Genomic DNA, 23223 nt, shown 5'->3' on the forward strand with positions numbered 1-23223 from the left:
TTTTGAGACGATAGTTGCAAAGATCTCTACTATTAGGATAGTTTAATGTGAATCAAGCGAGGCTGGAAAAAGTCTTTAAAATTAAAAAACGCATACTATCAGATGTTGAAAAACCTTGATAGTATGCGTTTTATTGTGGGGAGATTTATACTCTTCGAAAATCAAATTCAAACCACGTCAGCTTCACCTTGCCGTACTCAAGTACAGCCTGCAGCTAGCTTCCTAGTTTGCACTTTGATTTTCATTTAGTATTACTTCATTTTCTCCTGAAATTGAGTTGTTGCTCAGCTTTTTTTGCTTATTCTACTTGCCCAGGCCAAGCATTCATACCACCTTCTACGTTGATAACGGTGAGACCTTGGGCGCTGAGAAATTGGCAGGCAGAGGCAGAACGCACTCCACCTTGACAGATGACATGATATGCATGGTCAGGTTTGAGTTCTTTGTAGCCTTGTTCTAAGGTACTTAACGGAACATTTTTGGCACCTGGTGCATGTCCTGCTTGGAATTCATGTACTTCACGGACATCGATAAGCTCTAGATTTTCATTTTGATATTTTTCATAAAAGTCAGCCATGCTGATACTAGTTTCCATACTCTACTCCTTCTGGATTAGCCATTTTGTATAGTGAATAAGCGCCGTCAAGGTTTTGGACGGTAAATCCTGCTTGTTTGAGGATACGCTCTGCGATATAGCTGCGCAAACCACTATGGCAGCTAACGATGTAGGCTTGGTTCTTATCCAGTTCGTCCAAGCGTTCCCGTAGTTCGTTTAGGGGGATGTGGATGGTATCGACTTTGAGTCTACCGCTCTGGAATTCGCCACTTGTCCGTACATCTAGGAATTTCTTACCGGCGGCTAGTTCGTCTTCGAGCTGGTACCATTGAATATTGTCGCTGAGACCTTCGATAAGGTTCAAGGCTGCGTAGCCCAGCATATTGACGGGATCCTTAGCAGAGCCAAATGGTGGCGCATAGGTGAACTCCAATTCTGGTAAGTCAAAGACGGTGAGATTTCCCTTGATAGCAGTTGCTAGGATATCAATTCGCTTGTCAACACCTTTTTCCCCAACTCCTTGGGCACCATAGATTTTTCCAGTGGTTGGGTCAAAGAGAAGTTTCAAGGTCATATCAGTAGCGCCAGGATAATAACCAGCGTGGTCTTTACCGCTGACATGAAGTGCCTTGTAAGGAAGTTGATTCATGCTAAGGATACGCTCGCTGAGACCGGTAGAAGCAGCTGTCATATCAAAGGCACGAACGATAGCAGTGCCGATACTGCCCTTGTTTGTACGCCCGAGTCCTGCGATGACGTCCGCCACTTGGCGTCCCTGACGATTGGCAGGAGAAGCGAGAGAGATGAGGGCGTCTTGGCCCGTAATCTCTTGCTTGACGACGATGGCATCCCCAACTGCAAAAATATCTTTTTGACTGGTTTCATAATGTTCATCGACCAGGATCCCACCACGAAGTCCCAGTTCAATCCCTGCAGCCTTAGCTAGTCCATTTTCAGGTTCAACACCGACAGAAAGGATGGTGAGGTCAGAAGTGATCTTTTGACCGTTTTCGAGAGCGATGACTTTTCCTTGGTCTTCAAATCGAGTTGCAGACTGGGAAGTGATAACGCGAACACCATTTGCCAGCAATTCTGCTTGGACAAAGGCTGCCATTTCTTGATCTAATGGTGGCAAGACATGGGGTGCTTTCTCAACGATAGTAACTTGCAATCCACGTTTGGCCAGATTTTCAGCCATTTCAAGCCCGATAAAGCCTGCACCGATAACGACAGCTTCTTTTGGATGATTGTCCAAGGCTGCCATGATTTCATCGAGATCGGGAACATTGCGGAGCGTGTAGGCGTTCTTAGCTTCTGCCAAGCCTTCAATGGTAGGAACAAATGGTTTAGCCCCTGGGGAGAGGATCAACTTGTCATAGCTTTCTGTGAATTCCTGTCCATCGTGTCGCACTGTCACAGTGTGTTCTGCTGGCGAAATCTGGATGACCTCGTGAAATGGTCGCACATCGAGATTAAAGCGGGCCTTGAGACTTTCAGGAGTTTGGACCAATAAACTATCACGGTTTGCAATTTCTCCTGAAACATAGTAAGGAAGTCCGCAGTTTGCAAAGGAAACAAAGGGACCTTTCTCAAAAATAGTGATTTCAGCGTCTTCCATGAGACGTCTGAGACGGGTTGCTGCTGACATTCCGCCTGCAACTCCCCCGACAATGATAATTTTCATTGACTTTCTCCTTTATACATCTAGATGACCTTGCCTGTCCAAGCACTCATACCGCCTCGGACATTGATGACATCGTAGCCTTTTTTCTTTAACTTCTTCGCAGCTAGTTTGCTTCGCACACCAGAATGACAAATGACATAAAGTGTTTCTTTTGTCGCTGGTGTATAAGATCCGATTTCGGATAGAGGGACATTTTTGGCATTTTTGATATGACCTCTATGGAATTCCGTAGGCGTCCGAACATCCAGTAGCTGAATCGGTTCTCTGAGTTTAGCTTCTAACTCGCTGGTAGAAATACTGTCAATTTTTGTAAATAATAAGTGAAACATAGGCACCTCCAAATATACCCTTATGGGGTATATTAAACCATGAAGTTAAGATTTTGTCAAGCAAGTTGTTTTGAGTTGGGATGGGGAATGGTTTCGAGAGTTCAGAAAGAAGTCCTAGACCAGCTTATTCTTGACCTTTCAAAGTCTTTTTGATATGATGGCGTCAAAGTAAGTGTGAGGTATAAAGATGACCAGTGAATACCAGAAAATGATAGCAGGGGAGCCTTATCGTCCGTCGGCCCCAGAATTACGGACCTTGGGGCAGGCTTCTCGCCAAAAACAGGCTGCCTTTAACAAGGAAGAAGATTCCTTGAAGGGAGCTGAAATCATCAAGACTTGGTTTGGTTCAACCGGGCAAAATCTTTATATCAATACTCGCTTGATGGTGGACTACGGTATCAATATCCATCTCGGGGAAAATTTTTATTCTAATTGGAATTTGACCATGCTGGATGTTTGTCCGATTCGCATCGGGAACAATGCCATGATTGGTCCCAACTGCCAGTTTCTAACACCTCTTCATCCACTGGACCCGCATGAACGCAATTCAGGGGTCGAATACGGCAAGCCCATCACCATCGGTGACAATTTCTGGGCTGGAGGTGGTGTCATTGTTCTTCCTGGAGTGACACTAGGAAATAACGTAGTTGCAGGAGCGGGGGCCGTTATCACCAAGTCCTTTGGAGACAATGTTGTCCTAGGCGGCAATCCTGCGCGCGTAATTAAGGAAATCCCTGTGAAAGAAAACTAAAAAGAACAGCCTCGGCTGTTCTTTTTATGAGCTTAATTCTTATAAATTTTTCTTCTTTCTAGCTTTCTTGGTCAAGGAGACATCGCACTGAAGAATGTTGTGTTAAAAAACCTATTAAATGTAGCCTAGAGTTCAAAAATTGTTTTTAGCAGTCCTTTCTAAAAAATTACTAAGCGAAACGTAACTGAAACTGAATTTAAGGGAACTTTCAGAAAAGTTTTAGTTTTGTTTCAGGAATCTTCTGTAGACTGTCTAGCTATATCATACGAAGGAGAGGAAAAAGGTATGAAATCAAAAAAATGGACCCTGCTCGCAACGAGTTTAACGGCAATGGTGTTGATGGCAGCATGTGCCCAGTCAACAACTACATCCAATACCAATGCAACGACAAATAGTGCCACAACAACTGCAACAAAGACAAGCCAATCATCCTATTTTACAGAGAAGGACAATGATACCTCTTATGATGAAAGCACAGCTTCTAAGATTGAGTTATCTGGCTCATCAGCAAACGTCTCTGGAGATGGGGTGACAGTCTCTGAATCCACAGTGACCATCACAAAATCTGGGACCTATGTGATTTCAGGTCAGTCTGACGGAGTGCAGATCAAGGTCGAGGCAGATAAGTCTGCAGATGTTCACCTAGTCCTAAAAGGTGCGACCATGACCAATACAAATGCAGCGATTTCAGCGACATCAGCTGGCCATGTCTACTTGACTCTAGCAGAGGGAACCACCAACAGTCTCTCTGACTCAAGCTCTAACAGCGACGAAAAAGCAGACGCAGCTCTCTTTTCTAAGGTGGATTTGACCATCAACGGGAAAGGAACTCTCAATGTAGATGGCAAGAAAAACAATGGTATCAAGGCCAACGACACCCTCCACATCACGGGTGGAACCTATAACATCACAGCAGTTGGCGATGCCTTTAATGTTAATGATGAACTCAATATCACTGGTACGACCATGACCATCGATGCCAAAGAGGATGGGGTCAAGGTTGACAATGATGACGATATGACTGTCGGCAATATGTATTTGGCTAACAATACCATAACAGTCACAGCAGGAGATGATGGAATTCACGCTTCTGGTAACCTAGTGATTGATAGCGGTACCTATACCGTTAAGAATTCAACAGAAGGGATAGAAGGAAAATCCATCACCATAAACGACGGCGATATCAATGTCTATGCGACAGATGATGGAGTCAATGCAGCTAACAAAAATGCCCAACAGAGTGAAATCTTCTTCACTATGAACGGTGGGAATCTGACAGTAGAAGTTGGTCAAGGGGATACAGACCCAATCGACTCAAACGGGGATATCACGGTTACAGGTGGAACCATTAAAATGATTGGTCAAACAGGTTTTGACTTTGATGGAACAGCGACCTACACAGGCGGGGATATCTATCTCAACGGCGAAAAACAAACGGAAATCGTCAACTCTATGCCTGGAGGCGGCGGCCCAAATGGAGGTCCTCAAGGAAATGGAGGTCCTGGCGGTCCAGTCTCTGGTGGACAGGGATAAACAAAAAAAGGATAGCATTCAATTAGAATGGCTATCTTTTTATATGGGTGATAGATTGATATGTTACGAGTGGTTTTATAATCCTAGCTTTCAAAGGCTAAATTGTTCAGTCCCCCGTTTTTGTTTACTTGAATTTTAAGAGGGTGTTGAGTAGTTTCCCCTTAAATGTTTTGTTTTGATAGGCGATTGTGAGGGAATTAAAAAATTCAACTGCTAGGTGTTCCTGGTGACCGAACTCCATCTAGCTTGAGATTGCTTCTGGGGAAAAGACGCCTAATTTGATGCGGAGTCCACCTTTTTTCATCTTGAACTGATGCATACCATACATCTTGATATCAAGGCTTGGATCGGGCATGAGAGTAGCAGTATCACCTGCCATAGAAATTTTTGTATCAGCATCAGGAATGACTGGTTTTTCAGCATCTAGACTGATAAAGATTTTTTGATAAGTTGGTTGTCCGTACTCTCCAATCAACTTCATCACTTCCTGTCCACCGTGCACCCCAGCAAATACAAAATGTTCAGGGTGAACTTTAGAAGGGAGCGCTTCGTCGCCATTTGAGAGAGTTGTTCTAGACTTGTTTGCTTGTTTTCAAAACGCTGCGTCAGAAGTGTCTCAAAGAGTTGCAATTCTCGGTCAATCAGTTGCTCTGCCAAGTCATACTTGTCTAGGTAGTGTGCATAAAAGGTCCCTTTGCTGATGAGGCACTCCTTTATAAGGAGAGTTGTGGTCAGCTTTTCAAATGGCATCTCAGCTAACATTCTTAAAAAAGTAGCTTCGATTCGTTGTTTGGTTTTGATGACACGGGCATCGGTCTTGTTTTCTTTCATAGAAATACTATATCATAAGATTTATGCTCATTTTACCATAAAAGTATCTATTCATGTACAAGTGTAGGAGTTTTAGTCTGTTTAGAACAACTCCCAATTAGGTCTTGAAAATTTCTTAGTCTGTTTCATATAAAAATGAGTAAAATGAATTTCCATCGCCAAGGTCATTAGAGTTGCGATAGCAATGACGATGGTAGGATTGGCTGAGAAAAGCAGGGGAAGAATAGGCCTTTGAAAAGTGGACAGGAAAGACCATTTCAGAGTATCGAGAAGAGATTTAGAAACAGCTCTAAAAGCAATAGCTATCCATTATAAGCATCAGATAATAATATCTGGTGCTTTATTTTTAAAAAAATTCAGATTTTTTCTTGACAAGTGAGTGACCACTCACTATAATGGGTTTATATTTAGTAAGTGATCAATCACTCACCAAGGAGAAAGTAAATGAAAACATTACTACATTTACAAGATTTAGTAAAATCTTTTGACCATCAAATAGTTCTGAATCATGTCAGCTTTGAATTGCAGACAGGAGAAATTATAGGATTAATTGGTCCGTCTGGTGCTGGTAAATCAACTATGATTAAGACTACGTTAGGAATGGAAAAGGCTGATGGAGGCGTAGCTTTAGTGTTAAATCACACTATGCCCAATCGCCATATTTTAGGAGATATTGGTTATATGGCCCAGTCAGATGCCTTATATGAGGCTTTGTCAGGTCAAGAAAATCTAGAATTTTTTGGTCAGCTAAAAGGGCTATCCAAAAGAGATCTGACAGCTGAAATTGCCCATGTGGCTCAAGTTGTAGATCTGACAGAGCATTTGAATAAAACGGTATCCGGTTATTCTGGAGGAATGAAGCGACGCTTGTCTTTAGCCATCGCGCTTCTGGGGAATCCTCAGCTCTTGATTTTGGACGAACCGACAGTTGGAATCGACCCTTCTCTTCGAAAGAAAATCTGGAAAGAATTATTCGCGTTTAGAGACAATGGGGTTGGGATATTAGTTACTACCCATGTTATGGATGAAGCAGAGTTGACGGATAAGGTCGGCTTATTATTAGGCGGAAAAATCATTGCTTTTGATACACCGCAACACTTAAAAGAAAGTTATCAAGTTTCAAGTATTGAAGAAGTATTTTTAAAAGCAGAAGGTGAGTAAAATGAGAACCATTGCTATTGCTAAAAAAGTTATCAAAGAATTGCTTCGTGACAAACGAACTCTAGCCCTGATGTTTATAGCACCTGTTTTTATCATGTGGTTGATGAACCTCATGTTTTCAGCTAGTACAACCGTGAATGTCAAGTTAGCAACACAGGATCTACCAACTGGTTTGGTAACGAAAATGGATGAGCTCGATCATGTGGACGTCGAGACTTATCAAGACTTAGATCAAGCCAAAGAAGCGCTAGCAAATGAAAAAGTCGATGCTGTGATTTCTTATAAAAACGGTGAGTACCAGGTCGACTACGCAAACACAGACGCCTCCAAAACATCTATGATACGACAAGTGTTACGGACAAGTATCGCCAGTGAAGGCACCGATCAGTTAGTATCTCGTGTTAAACAAGCTCTTCCACAATTGGACTCGGACGCAAAAACACCAGAAATCAAGGAGTCTTACCAGTATGGAGATGAAAATACAAGCTTCTTTACCAGTATGATTCCGGTTTTGATAGGTTTTGTAGTTTTCTTCTTTGTCTTTTTGATTTCAGGTATGGCGCTTTTGAAAGAGCGCACCAGTGGAACACTAGAACGTTTGTTAGCAACACCAGTGAAACGATCTGAAATCGTCTATGGCTATATGTTGTCTTACGGTATTATTGCGATTTTTCAAACGGCAGTTGTCGTTTTAGCAGCAATTTGGCTACTAGATGTAGAAGTTGTAGGAAGTATTTTAAATGTTATAATAGTTAATGTGGTACTGGCTCTTGTAGCACTAGCTTTTGGAATTCTCTTGTCTACTCTAGCAAAATCAGAATTCCAAATGATGCAATTTATTCCTCTCGTGATTATGCCCCAACTTTTTTTCTCAGGAATTATTCCATTGTCATCCATGGGAGAATGGGCTCTAACTGTGGGGAAATTTTTGCCATTAACCTATTCTGGTGATGCAATAAGCCAGATTATTCTTTACGGACACAATCTTGGTGATATTTTGCCAAATCTTGGTGTTTTAATGATTTTCTTGATCATTTTAACAATTCTCAATATTGTTGGATTACGTCGTTATCGTAAAGTTTAGAAATCAACATAAATAATGCTAAAAAGGTGTGAAGATTAGATGGATAAGACTGTTTTTGAATCGTTTGAAGATTACTTAGAAGAAGCGAATTACCCTCAAGGAAAGAAAAAAATCATGCAGGCAGCAGTGGATCTCATATCAACCAGGAGTTACCATGGGACCTCAACTCTTCACATAGCTGAGCGTGCTGGACTAAGCCAGGCAACTTTGTTTAAGTATTTTAAGACGAAGGATGATCTACTGACGGCTATTTTACATCCTGTAGTCCCAGGCATTTTCGGTAGTTTTTTTGAGGAACTCTTAGCTTTTGAAACGACAGAAGAGAGGGTTCGTTATCTCGTCCACAATCGTATGAGCTATCTCAAAAAAAATCGTGCTTTGATGAAAATCATTCTGCAAGAGAGTTTTTCAAATAAAAAACTAAAAAATGAACAGATTTTTATCTGGAATGCTATTCAAGATAAACTTCGAGTGCTTCATAAGGAATTGCTAGCAGATCCACGTGTAAATCCAGAGTTAACGATTCCTCAAATGGTTCGTATTGGTGTTGGTCCATTGTTGGCTTACTTCGCTCAGCTTTATATCGTTAGCGACAATGGAGAAATAAAAGAGGAAGACTTAGACTTATTAGAAAAACAGATTTTAGGTGGTTTGTGGAAATAAGGGAGTTCTAGAAGAACTAAGGTTTATTTACTTAACTTTCAAACAAGCTAAAAAAGACATGTTCTGCTTATTTCAGATTCATGTCTTTTTGTTATTGGATTTGATATGTTTTTATAAGTCCTCAATCACTTTGCCAAAACAGAAGCCGACTTCTCCAGCGGTGCAACGATTTCTCAAGTGTATAGAAGAGGAGATTTCTGGATTGCTAAAGTCGACTCCTTGACACTCCGTCAGCTTTTGATACAATAGTACAAAATTAGAGGAGGTGAGCTATGATTCAGAAGCATGCGATTCCCATTTTAGAGTTTGATGACAATCCCCAGGCGGTCCTTATGCCAACACATGAGGGGCTAGATTTAAAGTTACCAAAGAAGTGTATCTATGCGTTTTTGGAGGAGGAGGTTGACCGCTATGCTAAGGAAGTAGGGGCGGACTGTGTTGGTGAGTTCGTTTCGGCCACCAAGACTTATCCAGTCTATGTCCTCAACTACAAGGGCGAGGAGATCTGTCTGGCCCAGGCGCCCGTGGGCTCTGCCCCAGCGGCCCAGTTTATGGATTGGTTAATTGGCTATGGTGTGGAGCAAATCATCTCTACTGGTACCTGTGGCGTCCTAGCCGATATAGAGGAGAATGCCTTTCTCATCCCTATTTGCGCTCTGCGAGATGAGGGGACTAGCTACCATTATGTAGCATCTTCTCGTTATATGGAGATACAGATTGAGGCTATCTCTGCCATTGAGCAAGTCTTGGAACAAAGAGGCATTCCTTATGAGGAAGTTATGACCTGGACGACAGATGGTTTTTACCGAGAGACGACTGAAAAGGTTGCCTATCGCAAGGAAGAAGGCTGTGATGTTGTGGAGATGGAGTGCTCTGCTCTTGCGGCAGTAGCTCAGTTACGTAGGGTTGTCTGGGGAGAACTGCTCTTTACTGCAGATTCCTTGGCGGATCTAGATAACTACGACAGTCGTGACTGGGGTTCAGAAGCTTTTGATAAGGCGCTTGAACTCTGTCTTGCTATTGTGCACCACATGTGAGTACTCTTACTGTTTTTATGGTACAATGTAGCTATGGTATTCAAATCATTTTTTGAAAAAATAAAGACGACGCTAGTTCGATTATCACCAGCTCGTCGCATCTTTTTAAGTTTTGCCCTAGTAATCTTCTTGGGTTCTCTCCTTTTAAGCCTACCCTTGGTTCAAGCAGCAACATCACAAGCGACCTACTTTGACCATCTCTTTACGACTGTGTCCATGGTCTGTGTGACAGGGCTCTTCACCCAGCCGGTGGCCTCTACTTACAATATCTGGGGCCAGTTGATTTGCATGCTGTTGATCCAGATCGGTGGATTGGGGCTTATGACCTTTATTGGAATCTTTTATATCCAAGGGAAACAAAAGCTCAGTCTTCGTAGCCGTGAGACTATTCAAGAAAGTTTTAGTTATGGGGAAACCCAGTCCTTAAGGGACTTCATCCGCTCGATCTTTTTGACGACTTTTCTGGTAGAAGGGCTCGGTGCCTTTCTCCTGAGTTTCCGCTTCATTCCTGAATTTGGCTGGGGTCGAGGGATGTTAACCTCTATCTTTTTGGCTGTTTCCGCTTTCTGTAATGCTGGATTTGATAATTTTGGAAGTACGAGTTTGGTAGCCTTTCAAACGGATCCCTTGATCAATCTAGTGATTGCAGGTTTGATTATCACGGGGGGGCTAGGATTTATGGTCTGGTTTGACCTAGCGACCCAGTTTGGGAAAAAGAAAAAACGGCGCCTACGTTTCCATACCAAGTTGGTTCTCTTTTTAACAGCGGGGATTTTGCTCTTTGGAACAGTATCGACTCTCTTAATTGAGTGGAGTAATCCTGGGACGATTGGAAATCTCAGCGCTCCAGAGAAACTGCTGGTCAGTTTCTTTCAGACTGTCAGCATGAGAACGGCAGGTTTTGCCTCTATTGACTACACCCAGGCTCGACCAGTTACCTTACTGATCTACATTTTGCAGATGTTTCTGGGCGGGGCACCTGGAGGGACAGCAGGGGGACTCAAGATTACGACCTTCTTTGTCTTGTTGGTCTTTGCTCGTAGTGAACTATTGGGCTTGCCTCATGCCAATGTGGCTCGGAGAACTATTGAACCTCGAACCGTGCAAAAATCTTTCAGTGTCTTTATTATCTTCTTGCTGACTTTCTTACTGGGCTTGATTTTACTAGGGATAACAGCAGAAGGAAATCCGCGCTTTATCTATCTCATGTTTGAGACCATTTCAGCACTTGCTACTGTTGGGGTAACGGCAAATTTAACACCAGAGTTAGGTAAGTTAGCCCTTAGTATCGTTATGTTGCTGATGTTTATTGGCCGTATTGGCCCCTTGACACTACTGGTCAGCTTAGCAGAATATAAGCCAGACAAGAAAGATTTGATTCACTATATGAAAGCAGATATCACTATCGGATAAGAAAGGAAAAACGATGTCAGATCGGACAATTGGAATTTTAGGTTTGGGAATTTTTGGGAGTAGTGTTTTGGCTGCTCTTGCCAAGCATCATATGAATATCATTGCTATTGATGACCACGAGGAGCGCATTAATCAATTTGAACCCGTGCTGGCGCGTGGGGTTGTTGGAGATATCACGGATGAAGAACTCCTTCTATCAGCTGGAATTGACACCTGCGATACCGTGGTTGTCGCAACGGGGGAAAATCTAGAATCCAGTGTTCTTGCAGTCATGCACTGTAAAAGTCTAGGGGTGCCGACCGTCATTGCCAAGGTAAAAAGTCACATGGCCAAAAAGGTACTGGAGAAAATTGGTGCGGACTCGGTCATCTCACCGGAATTTGAAATGGGACGTTCGTTAGCGCAGAGAATTCTCTTTCATAACAGCGTAGATGTCTTTCAGTTGGACAAGAATGTTTCAATTGTCGAGATGAGAATCCCCCAATCTTGGGGGGGGAAAAGCCTTAGCCAGCTAGATTTACGTGGGCGATACAATCTCAATGTACTTGGATTTCGTGACTATGAAAATTCTCCTCTAGATGTTCAATTCGGTCCCGATGACCTTTTACGGTCAGGCGCCTATATCATGGCGGTGATTAATAACCAACATTTGGATACTCTAACAGAGCTTAGTGAGTAGGAGAGGAAGGGTTGTTTTCTTCCTCAATGATTAATGAATCAATATAAGTATTTTATAAGAGGGATTTAAGAAAAATTTTAACTTTTTCTTAATCCTTTTTAATTTTAGGAGATTATACTAGAGCCATCAAATAAAAAGCTCTAAGGAGAATCCTATGAAATTCAATCCAAATCAGAGATATACTCGTTGGTCTATTCGCCGTCTCAGTGTCGGTGTTGCTTCAGTTGTTGTAGCCAGTGGCTTCTTTGTCCTAGTTGGTCAACCAAGTTCTGCGCGTGCTGATGTCGTCAATCCAACTCCTGCCCAAGTCGTGCCAGACGCAACTTCGGTGAGTGAAAAGAGCGACTTACCAGCAGAGGTTCTCAAAAAAGCAGTCGATGTAGCTCTTCCTTCAGAACGGTCTATTCCAACACCTAAAGCAAGTGTGGATACGACAAGCTCTTCAGAAAAAGCGGACGCAACTGCTAAAGAGCCGGTAGTAGCACCAAAAGAAGAAGTGCAAGCACAACCTGACTCTAAGAAACAAACAGAAGATGCAGTTAAACCTGTGGAAAGTCCTGAGTCTACAGTTTCTGGACAAGACCGTGAAGCCAGTGAAGCGCAACCAGCGACCACCCCAGCTGAAGTGCAAAAAGGTGTGGCCGACAACACCAAAGATACAGTAGATGTCCCAGCTTCTTACTTGGATAGAGCCAATTTCCCAGGTCCATTTACAGCTGGTGTCAACCAAGTCATTCCATACGAAGCTTTTGGTGGAGATGGTATGTTGACTCGCCTTATCTTGAAAGCATCTGATAAGGCTCCATGGTCAGACAACGGTTCAGCTAAAAATCCTGCCCTTCCACCAGTAGAAAAATTGGGCAAAGGCCTCTACTTCTACGAAGTAGATTTGGCAGGTACTCAAGGTAAATCTGATAAAGATTTGTTAGACTTGTTGAAACAAAATGGCACTCAAAGCTATAAAGCTACAATTAAAGTGTACGGTGCAAAAGACGGCAAACCTGACTTGACTAATCTTGTAGCGACTAAAGATTTGACTGTCAATTTGAATGGCTTGACTACCCCAGCTGAAGTCCAAAAAGGCGTAGCCGACAATACTAAAGACACAGTAGACGTCCCAGCTACTTACTTGGATAGAGCTAATTTCCCAGGACCATTTACAGCTGGTGTCAACCAAGTTATTCCATATGAATTCTTCGCTGGTGACGGCATGTTGACTCGCCTTATCTTGAAAGCCTCTGATAAGGCCCCATGGTCAGACAACGGATCAGCTAAAAATTCTGCTCTCCCACCAGTAGAGAAATTGGGCAAAGGTCTTTACTTCTACGAAGTAGACTTGGCAGGCACCCAAGGAAAATCAGATAAAGAGCTGCTTGACCTCTTGAAACAAAATGGTACGCAAAGCTATAAAGCTACTATCAAGGTGTACGGTGCAAAAGACGGCAAGCCTGACTTAACTAATCTGGTAGCGACTAAAGATTTGACTGTTAATTTGAATGGCTTGACCACACCAGCTGAAGTGCAAAAAGGTGTGGCCGACAACACCAAAGATACAGTAGATGTCCCAGCTTCTTACTTGGATAGAGCTAATTTCCCAGGTCCATTTACAGCTGGTGTCAACCAAGTCATTCCATACGAAGCTTTTGGTGGAGATGGTATGTTGACTCGCCTCTTGTTAAAAGCCTCAGATAAAGCCCCATGGTCAGACAACGGTTCAGCTAAAAATCCTGCTCTCCCACCAGTAGAGAAATTGGGCAAAGGCCTTTACTTCTACGAAGTAGACTTGGCAGGCACCCAAGGAAAATCAGATAAAGAGTTGCTTGACCTCTTGAAACAAAATGGTACGCAAAGCTATAAAGCTACCATCAAGGTGTACGGTGCGAAAGATGGCAAGCCTGACTTAACTAATCTGGTAGCGACTAAAGATTTGACTGTTAATTTGAATGGCTTGACCACACCAAATCAGGTTAAAAAGTCTGTTGTTAACAATATCAAAGACATGATTGATGTTCCAGCTAGCTACCTTGATAAGGCTAAGGTTCCTGGACCTTTCTTGGCCGGTGTCAACCAAGTTATTCCATACGAAGCTTTTGGTGGAGATGGTATGTTGACTCGCCTCTTGTTAAAAGCTTCCGACAAAGCCCCATGGTCTGACAATGGAACAGCGAAGAACCCAGCGCTATTGCCACTTGAAGGCTTGGCTAAAGGCCAATATTTCTACGAAGTGGATTTGAATGGCAACACGACAGGCAAAGAAGGACAAGCCCTTCTAGACCAACTTCGTGCCAATGGCACTCACACTTACCAAGCTACTGTCAAAGTGTATGGTTCTAAAGATGGTAAACCTGATTTGACCAATCTTATCGCAACTCGTCAAGTAACGATTCAGCTTCGTGGAAAAGAAATGGCGTCAACACCATCTCAACAAGGTCAGATGAATACGAAGCCTTCTGAAACAGGCTCTACAGGTACGACTGAGGGTATGATGGGTACAAATCACCATATGTCAGATATGAAAGTAGATCAACCAGCTTCTAGCCCAATGGCTAATATGATGAAAAAAGATGATAAAGCGATGTTACCAAATACTGGGGAAGCTAAAACGGCTACAGCTGGCCTTGGTATCTTTGGTCTAGCCTTGGCAGGTCTTGTTGGACTTTTGGGTTTGACAACCAAACGAGAAGATTAAGATTCAAATCATTTAAACATTAGAGAAAATAGTGTTATACTAAAGCAAGTATAACACTGTTTTTATCGAAGGAGTGTCAGATGAAAAAGACAATTTTGCTGGTTGATGATGAGATAGATATTCTAGATATTCAAAACCGCTATCTTATACAGGCAGGTTACGATGTTTTGGTCGCCCATGATGGTAAGGAGGGATTAGAGCTTTTCAGAAAAAAATCTATCAACCTCATTATCACAGATATTATGATGCCCAATATGGATGGTTATGATTTTATCAGTGAAGTTCAGTATATCGCTCCGGATCAACCCTTCCTCTTTACAACTGCTAAGACAAGCGAACAGGATAAGATTTATGGATTAAGTTTGGGGGCAGATGATTTTATAGTCAAACCCTTTAGCCCACGCGAATTGGTTTTAAGAGTGAATAATATCTTGCGTCGCCTTAGCCGTGGAGGAGAGACAGAACAGATCGAGTTTGGTGACTTAGTGATCAACCATGTGACTCATGAGGTTCGCATTGGGGATCAACCTTTGGAATTGACAGTAAAATCCTTTGAACTTCTATGGATATTAGCCAGCAATCCCGAGAGAGTCTTTTCAAAGACGGAACTTTACGAGAAGGTATGGCAAGAGGACTATGTGGATGATACCAATACACTCAATGTTCATATCCATGCTTTGAGGCAAGAGTTGACCAAGTATACAAATTCAAATGCTCCTGCTATCAAAACTGTCTGGGGTTTGGGCTATAAGATGGAAAGACCAAGAGGTAGAAAATGAAATTAAAAAACTATATTTTAGTGGGGTATCTAGTGTCGACTCTACTAACGATTTTGGTCGTTTTCTGGGCAGTCCAACGAATGTTGATTGAGAAAAGTGAAGTTTACTTTCTAGTTGGAATGACCTTGATTGCTAGTTTCATTGGCGCTGCAGTGAGCATCTTTCTTTTGTCGCCTGTGTTCTCTTCTCTGAAACATTTGAAAAAACAAGCTCAGGATATAGCAAGCAAGGATTTCAGCACAGAAATTGAAACCAAGGGACCATTAGAATTTCAAGAGCTGGGCCAGGCTTTTAATGACATGTCCCACAATTTGCAGGCTACCTTTCAATCACTTGATGAGAGCGAGCAAGAAAAGAGAATGATGATTGCGCAGCTCTCTCACGATATTAAAACTCCCATTACCTCCATTCAGGTTACTGTGGAGGGAATTCTAGATGGAGTGATCAAGGAAGAGGAGCGGCTCCACTACTTAACCACGATTGGTCGACAAACTGAGCGTCTAAACAAGCTAGTGGAGGAGTTGGATGTTTTGACTCTCAATACACAACCTCAAGATACTGCTGATGAAGAAGTCGAAGAGGTCTTTTTAGATCAATTGCTGATTGAGTCAATGAGTGAATTTCAACTCCAGATTGAACAAGAGGAGCGGGATGTTTACATTCAAGTATCACCTGAGTCGGCGAAAATCAAGAGCCATTCTGACAAACTCTCTCGCATTCTGGTCAATTTGTTAAACAATGCCTTTAAATATTCAGAACCAGGAACCAGAATCGAGGTTCTTGCCCAATTAACAGAACAAGAATTGACAATCAGTGTGAAAGACGAGGGTCAGGGGATCCTTCCTGAAGATTTGGAAAAGATCTTCAAACGACTTTATCGTGTAGAAACTTCGCGCAATATGAAGACAGGTGGACATGGATTAGGACTTGCGATTGCAAGAGAATTAGCTCATCAGCTTGGTGGCGAAATCACAGCAGAAAGTCAGTATGGCTTAGGAAGCAAGTTTACATTCAGCCTCAATTTGAAATAAAGGCGTAAAATCCCTTTACAAATCTAGCTTTTCATGGTACAATAGCCTTTGTGTGAAATAGCAGCAGGAAAGCATGAAGCTCGTCAACAGGTGTCTTATGACAAGTAACCTTGGCTGTTTAGGCGAAGGGCATCTGCACGAATCAGGGCTTTCTAAGTGACTATTTCCACCGAAATATTATTTATATCAGGAGGACATACATATGTCACGTTATACAGGACCATCTTGGAAACAAGCTCGTCGCCTTGGCCTTTCACTTACAGGTACAGGTAAAGAATTGGCACGTCGTAACTACGTACCAGGACAACACGGACCAAACAACCGTTCTAAATTGTCAGAATACGGTTTGCAATTGGCTGAAAAACAAAAACTTCGTTTCACTTACGGTGTAGGTGAAAAACAATTCCGTAACTTGTTCGTACAAGCTACAAAAATCAAAGGCGGAATCCTAGGTTTCAACTTCATGCTTCTTTTGGAACGTCGTTTGGATAACGTTGTTTACCGTCTTGGTCTTGCGACTACTCGTCGTCAAGCTCGTCAATTCGTAAACCACGGTCACATCCTTGTTGACGGAAAACGCGTTGATATCCCATCATACCGCGTAACTCCAGGTCAAGTGATCTCAGTTCGTGAAAAATCATTGAAAGTTCCAGCAATCCTTGAAGCAGTAGAAGCTACTCTTGGACGTCCAGCATTCGTATCATTCGACGCTGAAAAATTGGAAGGTTCATTGACACGCTTGCCAGAACGCGACGAAATCAACCCAGAAATCAACGAAGCACTTGTCGTTGAATTCTACAACAAAATGCTTTAATTTTAAGAAATATCTTACAGAAAGCCTACAACAGTGGGCTTTTTGCTTTGTCTTAAAACGTTGATTTCTGGGTTTGCTTAGATATTTGCTAGATTGATTTCATAGCCGTTTCAAAGAATGAGACGGCTTTTTTTGTGTTCTCTTTTTAGAGGAAAAAAAGAAGCATGACTCTCCCACAGCTATAGAGCTTTTGGGCGGGAAAACCATGCTTCTTTCTTGACTTAATTATACATCTTCTTGATTTTGAAATCAAATAAAGGTGACCCACCGCCTCCACAGTAAGCTGTTTCATGGGCGTTAGACCACCTTTACCTTAAGCTAATTATAACTCAAAAAAATTTCTAGTACAAGTATAATCGGAGGTTAGCGATTATAAAAAATAGAGGTGTCCCACCTCCTACTGCAGAATGAACTGTTTCAAGGGGAGATGGAAAACCTCTATCCGTTAATTTAATTATAGACTAAAAAACTAATTGACGCAAGAATATTTAAAGCCCACCCTTTGATGATAGTCGGGATGACAAAAGGAACTGACTTAGGCACCAACCTAGAATAGATCATTGGGAGCCAAACCAGTTCCTTTATTTAAGTATACAATATGTTTACAAGAAAACAAAGTAGTAAGTTATTCTAATGGAGTATCTGTAGTACTTTAGCAAGCAAGGTGTGCTATAATGCTTTTAACAGGAACTAAAAGCCATTAGTAAATAACTAATATTGGGTCATATTGTTCCGCTGTTAGAGAGAAGGAACTCAATGAAACTATGGGAATATGTTGATAAAAATGTTTGCCTTATTTTAGAAGATGGGACTTCCATCAAGGGCTGGGTGGTTGATTGGTTTGACGCTTATGATTTAGATGGTCCTGACGAATTAGTCATAGGTGATTGCTCATATCCTGAAGATATTATCAAGGAAATCAAAATTGTTAGGGCTTAGTTCAACCTAGGCGATTTTATCGACTAACTATAAAAAGTATAAGAACTATCGAGAAACTAGCGACGAAGAGAGGAAAATAAATGAGTAAACAGCTTTGGAGGTGCCTACGATCAAGAGTTCAGGTAGTCACTAATTGCGACAAGATAATCAAGAGACGTGTCATAGACTTTGTTGACGAAATGGACAATGATGAGCAAGATGAAATCACTATCCTCATTGACAATCCTAGTCCAGATGAAGATACTGAAATTTCTCTCTTTGAGAGTGAGATTGTCTCGATTAAAACCATCTCATAGGACTTAGAACAATCTAGGTGCTTTTATCTGCCTTATTTGAAAGAAAATACTATGGAAAAGGATTTAGTTTATATGGCGATATTAGATGATTTACAAGCCTTATATGACAATGGTTGGGACGCCTCTTTTGATTATAATGGTCAAGTATGTGGGATTTTTCCTAATTCTTTTCATGACATTAGAGTGGTGATTGGAGATAAAGAATATCAGGTATCGTCATTCATTGATCTGATTTCTTTAAAAATTGGCGATAACACTTTAATAGAAATCATGGATGGAATTGTAGTGCAGTATTATTAAAATAAAAATCACGCTTGATGAATGAATCGCACCCCAAAATTAGATTTTATCTGTTAAACTTTTAAAACGCAGTTTAATATGCTACAATGCTCTTATTAGGAGGGTTTGGGTAATGAAATATAGTCAAAAGTATTAGACATGTTTAAGCATGCAGTCAGTGGGTAGATTGATAATTTTGGGGATTTTTCTTTTACGTTTAACGCTCTCTTGGGAGAAGATGAAGAGTTTGCCGAGACTTGGGATAATGAAAATCCTGAAATTTTTAAAACTATTAATGACTTTGATCTAATGATGCATTTAGAAGAGCATGATTCAAGCGACTAACAAGGATTTATCGAATTCTTAACACCTTACTACGAAAAAGCCAAGCAATTAGCCAATATTGAAAGGGATATTTAAATGAAACTCTGGAAATTTAACCGTACAGATGTAATTATCACGTTAAAAAATGGCTCGGTAGTTAGAGGATTTGTAGAAGACTATTGTGACGCCTCTGACAATGACGAGGAGATTGACTCCTTGATGGTAGATGTTGATGGAACTCTTTATGAATATTTTGAAGATGAAATCGTCAGCATCATAGAAAGCTAGTAGTGGGAATAGAATCTAAGGAAAAAATCTTGTTTGTTGAGATTGTTTTAGTTGAGATGGTCCTATATGAAAAAGGATGAAATTAAAAAATATTTAGACAAAGATCTTGAATTTAATTATAATAGCCGAGGTGCTTGCTTTTTATCGAGTATATGTGTAGTTGGTTATGATTATGAAGGTCAGCAGTTTGATACAATTGATGAAGCTATGGAAGCTAAAGTATTTGACGGGAAAAGCTTAGTAGATATATGGGATGAAGTTTTTCCACAAGTTTTTTAAAATGAAAAGCACCTTTGATGAACTGCACCCCAAAAGTTAGATTTTTTCTGTCTAACTTTTGGGGTTCAGTTCAAATGTATGAGATATTTTTAGTTTTGATTTAATTTCGATATTTTTCCGGAAAATATAAATTTTTCGGAAAGTTAATAAAATCTTTTGAATTTGAATATAAAAACAATGGAAATTCCATTGTTTTTTGCTATAATAACACTATAAATAGTAAAGGGATATAATATGTATTGAGCTCCCTTTTTATCTATAACAGAAATTATAAACTTCTCATTTTGTTAGTTTCTTTATTATTCTAAATTATGATTACATACATACAAACAAGTTAAAAAGTATTGAGAAATTTCCATATTTCGATCAAATTTATTCAAATTTTCTAAAAAAAGAAAACAGATGATCTCTGGCAAATTTTGATATCAAGCTGTTTTCAAACTCTCTAAGATGGATTTAAATCAAACTAGGATTGAAAAAGACTCTTAAAGAGTCACAATTTAAAAAAACTAGAGAGATGGGAAAAAGGAGAAACTAAGAAACTTAAAGAGAGATTTATTGTAAATTTTATAATGAGCAAATTTTGAATTAAAAGAGATATTTTCAGTTGAAAATGGGACAACATTAATCGGCACTTGGCTTAGTAACTACTGTTTCAAATGCTGTTGATAATTTATATCTTCATCAAAAATCTAAAAATACTAGTATCAGAGATAAAATTGAGATATTAAAAAAGCATTGGATAATGCTTACATGGAATACTATCGAATATAGAAGGAGATTATGTATGCTTGTTATTTCTTTAATAGAAAACTTACTGATAGAAGAACTAGGAAATTATTTTAGAGGAGTATTTGGGAAGTTAAGACTGAAGCTTTTCAGTAAAAAACTAAAAAATGAAGTCGAAGTCTCGATATTAGAGAAATATGGAGATAGGATATATTATCTAGATTTTGATAGATTTTTAATTGAACAGAACGTTCTTGAAAAAATAATAAAAAATTTTCTTAACCAAGATGTTTTACAATCGAAAACAATAAATCAATCAGTAGATTTTTACATGAATTTGTTTGTTGAAAAATACCCTAAGTATAAATTATATAATATTGAGTTAAAGCATATTATTCAAAAATATTTTGAAATTATATTTAGACAACTTAATAAAATAGGGACTCCTGAATCGCAGGCACTGTGTCGGACTATTAGAGAGATTATTGAAGGCATAGACAGGCAGTTGCAGCACATAACGGCTATTGTGGATGATAATAATGCGATGTTAAAACAGGTTGTAAATGGTAATTTTAGAATACGTTCCTATATTGAAACCTTGTTAGAAACATTAGGTGATTCATTTGATCAGTCCAACTATTTTGAACGTAGTTTATTTCAGGATACCGAAGGTAGTAAGGAAAAAGATTCATTAGATACTCTTTTACAATACCATAAAGTTGTATTGAAAGGAGAAGCTGGATTTGGAAAAACATTTGAAACCTTTAAACTGATAAATCAATTATGTGCACAATATTCTAATTATCAATTAATTCCTGTATATGTTCCGTTAATGCAGTACGTGGATGGTTTAGGAACATTATTCGAGATTATTCAATCGAAAATGGAGCCTTTCTGTGAAGGAAATTCTAAAGAGGCTATTAATCAGCTATTCGCTAATAATCAATTAGCACTGTTCTTCGATGGTATTGATGATATTATTGATGAGAGAAAGAGATTTAAATTTTTTTCTGAAGTCAATCAATTAATGACACAATATAAACAAAATTTTTTCTTTTTTACCACACGAAATAATCGCTATAAGAATGAGCTTGGGGAAGAAAAGAATTTCTTTCTAACGAATCTTGCTGATAGTATGATTCAAAGTGATTTAATTAGACTTGGATGGTATAGTAATCTTCCTAAAGCATATCTTGAATTGTTTAGAAATCCTTTATTTTATAAGATTGGTAAAACTGTTCTGGCTAATAGACAAAATAAGGAGTTGCTCAATAGAACCCAAATTTTTACAGAGTATTTCGAAAACAATTATCGCTACAAAAATAGTTATTCAGAATTATCCCTACATGAAACATTAAATCTTTTTGGCAAATTTTCTTACGAACATTTTGATCGGTCTAGTTTTACATACAGTGAAGTAGATAAAATAATAAGTTCTTATCCAGTGTCTACACCAAATAAAAGAAATACAATTGATTATTTCTTAAATTTTGGAATTTTTAGTATTTCAGATAGAATTAATTTTTCTCATAAGTTATTTAAGGAGTTTTGTGCGGCATACTATATTACGAATAGCCTAACAGTTTCATCAGATACAGAACTTCTTGAAAAACTTATCCATAATGAAGAATGGCGAGAAGTAGTCATTTTTATCTCTGGATTGTTTTCAACCATTGAAGAGCAGGATAAATTTTTAGATTTTATTCTACAACATAACTTGCCTCTTTATGTTGAATGTGTTAATTCTAAAAATGATTTATTGAGGAGTAATGGGATTACAGATTTCTCTAGGGAAGATAATGTAGAAAGAATATTATCAGAGATTCTCAAAACATATAAATTTATAGTAGAAAACTATTTCTCCTCTATATCAGAGCAATTTGAACCATTTATCATGGAAAATTGTAGATTGGAATCAAAAATAGGAATTGCTGGAGGTATGGAAGAAAACACCCTTTATTATTGGTTTGATATCGTGGACAAAGGCGTTCCAGATGTAAAAATTATCAGCGCTGAATTGTTGAGTCAAGCGATTCAAGAATATCAGGCTACTATCTTTTTTAAAACGACTCAAATGGTTCAGCGTAGTACAAACTTAGAATTATCAGGCCTTATAGGAGATAGTGGTAGAAAAATAGCAATAGATATTATTAAAGATAATCTGAAAACTATTTTAGAAAAGAAATCATTACCTGCAAGTAATTATATTTTATGTGAACTTTTGAAAGAAATAAAAAATAAATTACCTTGGCTTAAAGATATTGATGAAATATCTTTAATGAGTAAAAATGTTAGAAAAAGGATAGATGAAATCCTTCAAGATTGTCCTGAGGTTGCAAGTTATACTACTTCTGAAGGAGTAGAGCTGTTTAGTTTAAATAAACTGATAACTATTTTGCTGCAGTCTGATGTAGATTATAGAAGTTTTGTCATACCTGATCGTGATAGAGAATATTCAGAGTCAAATGGCTTAGTAATGAACTTATATTCTACAAAAAGAAAAATAAAAATAGTTGAGACATTTTTAAATTTCGCTGAGGCGAGTTATTTGGAAATGGTAAAATATAACTTTCCAAATATTTATAGATATTTTTCGAAAATTCAAGATATGCCATACAAACTACTGGTCACTTATAAGGATGATGAAAGAAATCCGTGGATAGGTTATTATCATGTGGCATATTCCGGAGATAAAAATTTAATTGAAGTATCGCTAGGTGATTTAAGTAAGTGTTATGAAAAAATATATGATGAAATACTACAAAGCTATCACTCATTAAACAGAGTCCCTAAAGATGTTTCTAGTCGTAGTAGTGATTTTTCAACTCTTTTATTCTCAAGAAATTCTAGTGGAAATACACCATTAAGTGATTATGTTCATAAAGAAATAGAAAAGAGTTTAGAAGAGATATTCGGAAAAATGTAACAAATCAGTTTTCAAAATAATATTTTTGAGTAGTTAGAGCTTAATATACAGTTTTAATAATCCATTTAGAAAAACAGGTGGATAATTCATAGACTAACAATATTCAATCTTTATTATTCGTCAATTTGA

Annotated in this window: 22 protein-coding genes and 2 pseudogenes; 18 read left to right on the forward strand and 6 right to left on the reverse strand. The window is 39.3% G+C overall.

The annotated features are described in order from the left end of the window. Positions 1 to 298 precede the first annotated feature (298 nt). The 3 genes from DB729_RS08300 to DB729_RS08310 are packed head-to-tail and all read right to left on the reverse strand — an operon-like array spanning position 299 to position 2569. Positions 299 to 595, reverse strand: a complete 297-nt coding sequence (locus DB729_RS08300; protein ID WP_084872143.1) for a rhodanese-like domain-containing protein — start codon at positions 593 to 595, stop codon at positions 299 to 301. Next, the gene (locus DB729_RS08305) at positions 585 to 2240 is read right to left on the reverse strand and encodes an FAD-dependent oxidoreductase (protein WP_109290241.1); all 1656 of its coding nucleotides are present in this window, start codon (positions 2238 to 2240) and stop codon (positions 585 to 587) included. Before DB729_RS08305 ends, DB729_RS08300 begins: the two co-directional genes overlap by 11 nt. Positions 2241 to 2260: 20 nt before the next feature. After that, positions 2261 to 2569, reverse strand: a complete 309-nt coding sequence (locus DB729_RS08310; protein WP_000468875.1) for a rhodanese-like domain-containing protein — start codon at positions 2567 to 2569, stop codon at positions 2261 to 2263. A 187-nt stretch (positions 2570 to 2756) separates the two neighbouring features. On the opposite strand from DB729_RS08310, the gene DB729_RS08315 reads away from it, so the two are divergent. Further along, positions 2757 to 3320: a sugar O-acetyltransferase gene (locus tag DB729_RS08315; protein ID WP_109290242.1), complete on the forward strand. Its 564-nt coding sequence runs from the start codon at positions 2757 to 2759 to the stop codon at positions 3318 to 3320. A gap of 285 nt (positions 3321 to 3605) precedes the next feature. After that, positions 3606 to 4853, forward strand: a complete 1248-nt coding sequence (locus DB729_RS08320; protein WP_109290243.1) for a carbohydrate-binding domain-containing protein — start codon at positions 3606 to 3608, stop codon at positions 4851 to 4853. A gap of 241 nt (positions 4854 to 5094) precedes the next feature. Here the strand turns inward: DB729_RS08320 and DB729_RS08325 are convergent, their stop codons facing one another. The 3 genes and pseudogenes from DB729_RS08325 to DB729_RS09550 form a co-directional block, all read right to left on the reverse strand. Continuing rightward, complete coding sequence (locus DB729_RS08325) at positions 5095 to 5334, reverse strand: hypothetical protein (RefSeq protein WP_243830660.1); 240 nt, start codon at positions 5332 to 5334, stop codon at positions 5095 to 5097. Positions 5335 to 5441: 107 nt separating this feature from the next. Further along, a pseudogene (locus tag DB729_RS08330) lies at positions 5442 to 5684 on the reverse strand (TetR/AcrR family transcriptional regulator); the annotation flags it as partial. A gap of 81 nt (positions 5685 to 5765) precedes the next feature. Continuing rightward, positions 5766 to 5900, reverse strand: a pseudogene (locus tag DB729_RS09550) (low temperature requirement protein A); the annotation flags it as partial. Between the two features lie 228 nt (positions 5901 to 6128). Between DB729_RS09550 and DB729_RS08340 the strand changes: the two are divergent. From DB729_RS08340 to DB729_RS08425, 16 genes are all read left to right on the forward strand, one after another. Next, positions 6129 to 6845: an ABC transporter ATP-binding protein gene (locus DB729_RS08340; protein ID WP_033583589.1), complete on the forward strand. Its 717-nt coding sequence runs from the start codon at positions 6129 to 6131 to the stop codon at positions 6843 to 6845. A gap of 1 nt (position 6846) precedes the next feature. Further along, positions 6847 to 7929 (forward strand): ABC transporter permease, encoded by a 1083-nt coding sequence (locus DB729_RS08345; protein ID WP_109290244.1) that lies wholly within the window; start codon positions 6847 to 6849, stop codon positions 7927 to 7929. 39 nt (positions 7930 to 7968) lie between these two features. Then, entirely contained in the window at positions 7969 to 8592 is a 624-nt protein-coding gene (locus DB729_RS08350; RefSeq protein WP_033583593.1) for a TetR/AcrR family transcriptional regulator, read from the forward strand. Positions 8593 to 8864: 272 nt separating this feature from the next. After that, positions 8865 to 9629 carry a nucleoside phosphorylase gene (locus DB729_RS08360; protein ID WP_033583595.1) on the forward strand — a complete coding sequence of 255 codons (765 nt, stop codon included), beginning with the start codon at positions 8865 to 8867 and terminating at the stop codon, positions 9627 to 9629. Positions 9630 to 9662: 33 nt separating this feature from the next. After that, complete coding sequence (locus DB729_RS08365) at positions 9663 to 11042, forward strand: TrkH family potassium uptake protein (protein WP_033583597.1); 1380 nt, start codon at positions 9663 to 9665, stop codon at positions 11040 to 11042. 13 nt (positions 11043 to 11055) lie between these two features. Beyond that, positions 11056 to 11721 carry a potassium channel family protein gene (locus tag DB729_RS08370; RefSeq protein ID WP_001283891.1) on the forward strand — a complete coding sequence of 222 codons (666 nt, stop codon included), beginning with the start codon at positions 11056 to 11058 and terminating at the stop codon, positions 11719 to 11721. A 154-nt stretch (positions 11722 to 11875) separates the two neighbouring features. Further along, positions 11876 to 14410 carry an SSURE domain-containing protein gene (locus tag DB729_RS08375; protein WP_109290245.1) on the forward strand — a complete coding sequence of 845 codons (2535 nt, stop codon included), beginning with the start codon at positions 11876 to 11878 and terminating at the stop codon, positions 14408 to 14410. 80 nt (positions 14411 to 14490) lie between these two features. Next, positions 14491 to 15189, forward strand: a complete 699-nt coding sequence (locus DB729_RS08380; RefSeq protein WP_109290246.1) for a response regulator transcription factor — start codon at positions 14491 to 14493, stop codon at positions 15187 to 15189. After that, the gene (locus DB729_RS08385) at positions 15186 to 16220 is read left to right on the forward strand and encodes a sensor histidine kinase (RefSeq protein WP_042768210.1); all 1035 of its coding nucleotides are present in this window, start codon (positions 15186 to 15188) and stop codon (positions 16218 to 16220) included. The genes DB729_RS08380 and DB729_RS08385 overlap by 4 nt, the downstream gene beginning before the upstream one ends. A gap of 202 nt (positions 16221 to 16422) precedes the next feature. Continuing rightward, positions 16423 to 17034: a 30S ribosomal protein S4 gene (gene rpsD, locus DB729_RS08390; protein ID WP_000092756.1), complete on the forward strand. Its 612-nt coding sequence runs from the start codon at positions 16423 to 16425 to the stop codon at positions 17032 to 17034. A 756-nt stretch (positions 17035 to 17790) separates the two neighbouring features. Continuing rightward, positions 17791 to 17973 carry a 4-hydroxy-3-methylbut-2-enyl diphosphate reductase gene (locus DB729_RS08395; protein ID WP_109290247.1) on the forward strand — a complete coding sequence of 61 codons (183 nt, stop codon included), beginning with the start codon at positions 17791 to 17793 and terminating at the stop codon, positions 17971 to 17973. Positions 17974 to 18053: 80 nt separating this feature from the next. Further along, entirely contained in the window at positions 18054 to 18269 is a 216-nt protein-coding gene (locus tag DB729_RS08400) for a hypothetical protein (protein ID WP_109290248.1), read from the forward strand. A 72-nt stretch (positions 18270 to 18341) separates the two neighbouring features. After that, positions 18342 to 18569: a 16S rRNA processing protein RimM gene (locus tag DB729_RS08405; protein ID WP_109290281.1), complete on the forward strand. Its 228-nt coding sequence runs from the start codon at positions 18342 to 18344 to the stop codon at positions 18567 to 18569. Positions 18570 to 18968: 399 nt separating this feature from the next. Beyond that, positions 18969 to 19160, forward strand: coding sequence for a hypothetical protein (locus DB729_RS08415; RefSeq protein ID WP_109290249.1), 192 nt, complete (start codon positions 18969 to 18971; stop codon positions 19158 to 19160). A gap of 66 nt (positions 19161 to 19226) precedes the next feature. Beyond that, on the forward strand, positions 19227 to 19439 hold the full coding sequence (locus tag DB729_RS08420) for a hypothetical protein (RefSeq protein WP_000710706.1): 213 nt from the start codon (positions 19227 to 19229) through the stop codon (positions 19437 to 19439). 787 nt (positions 19440 to 20226) lie between these two features. Beyond that, the gene (locus tag DB729_RS08425; RefSeq protein ID WP_109290250.1) at positions 20227 to 23094 is read left to right on the forward strand and encodes an NACHT domain-containing protein; all 2868 of its coding nucleotides are present in this window, start codon (positions 20227 to 20229) and stop codon (positions 23092 to 23094) included. Positions 23095 to 23223 lie beyond the last annotated feature (129 nt).

Source organism: Streptococcus halitosis, assembly GCF_003143695.2.
Classification (GTDB): Bacteria; Bacillota; Bacilli; order Lactobacillales; family Streptococcaceae; genus Streptococcus; species Streptococcus halitosis.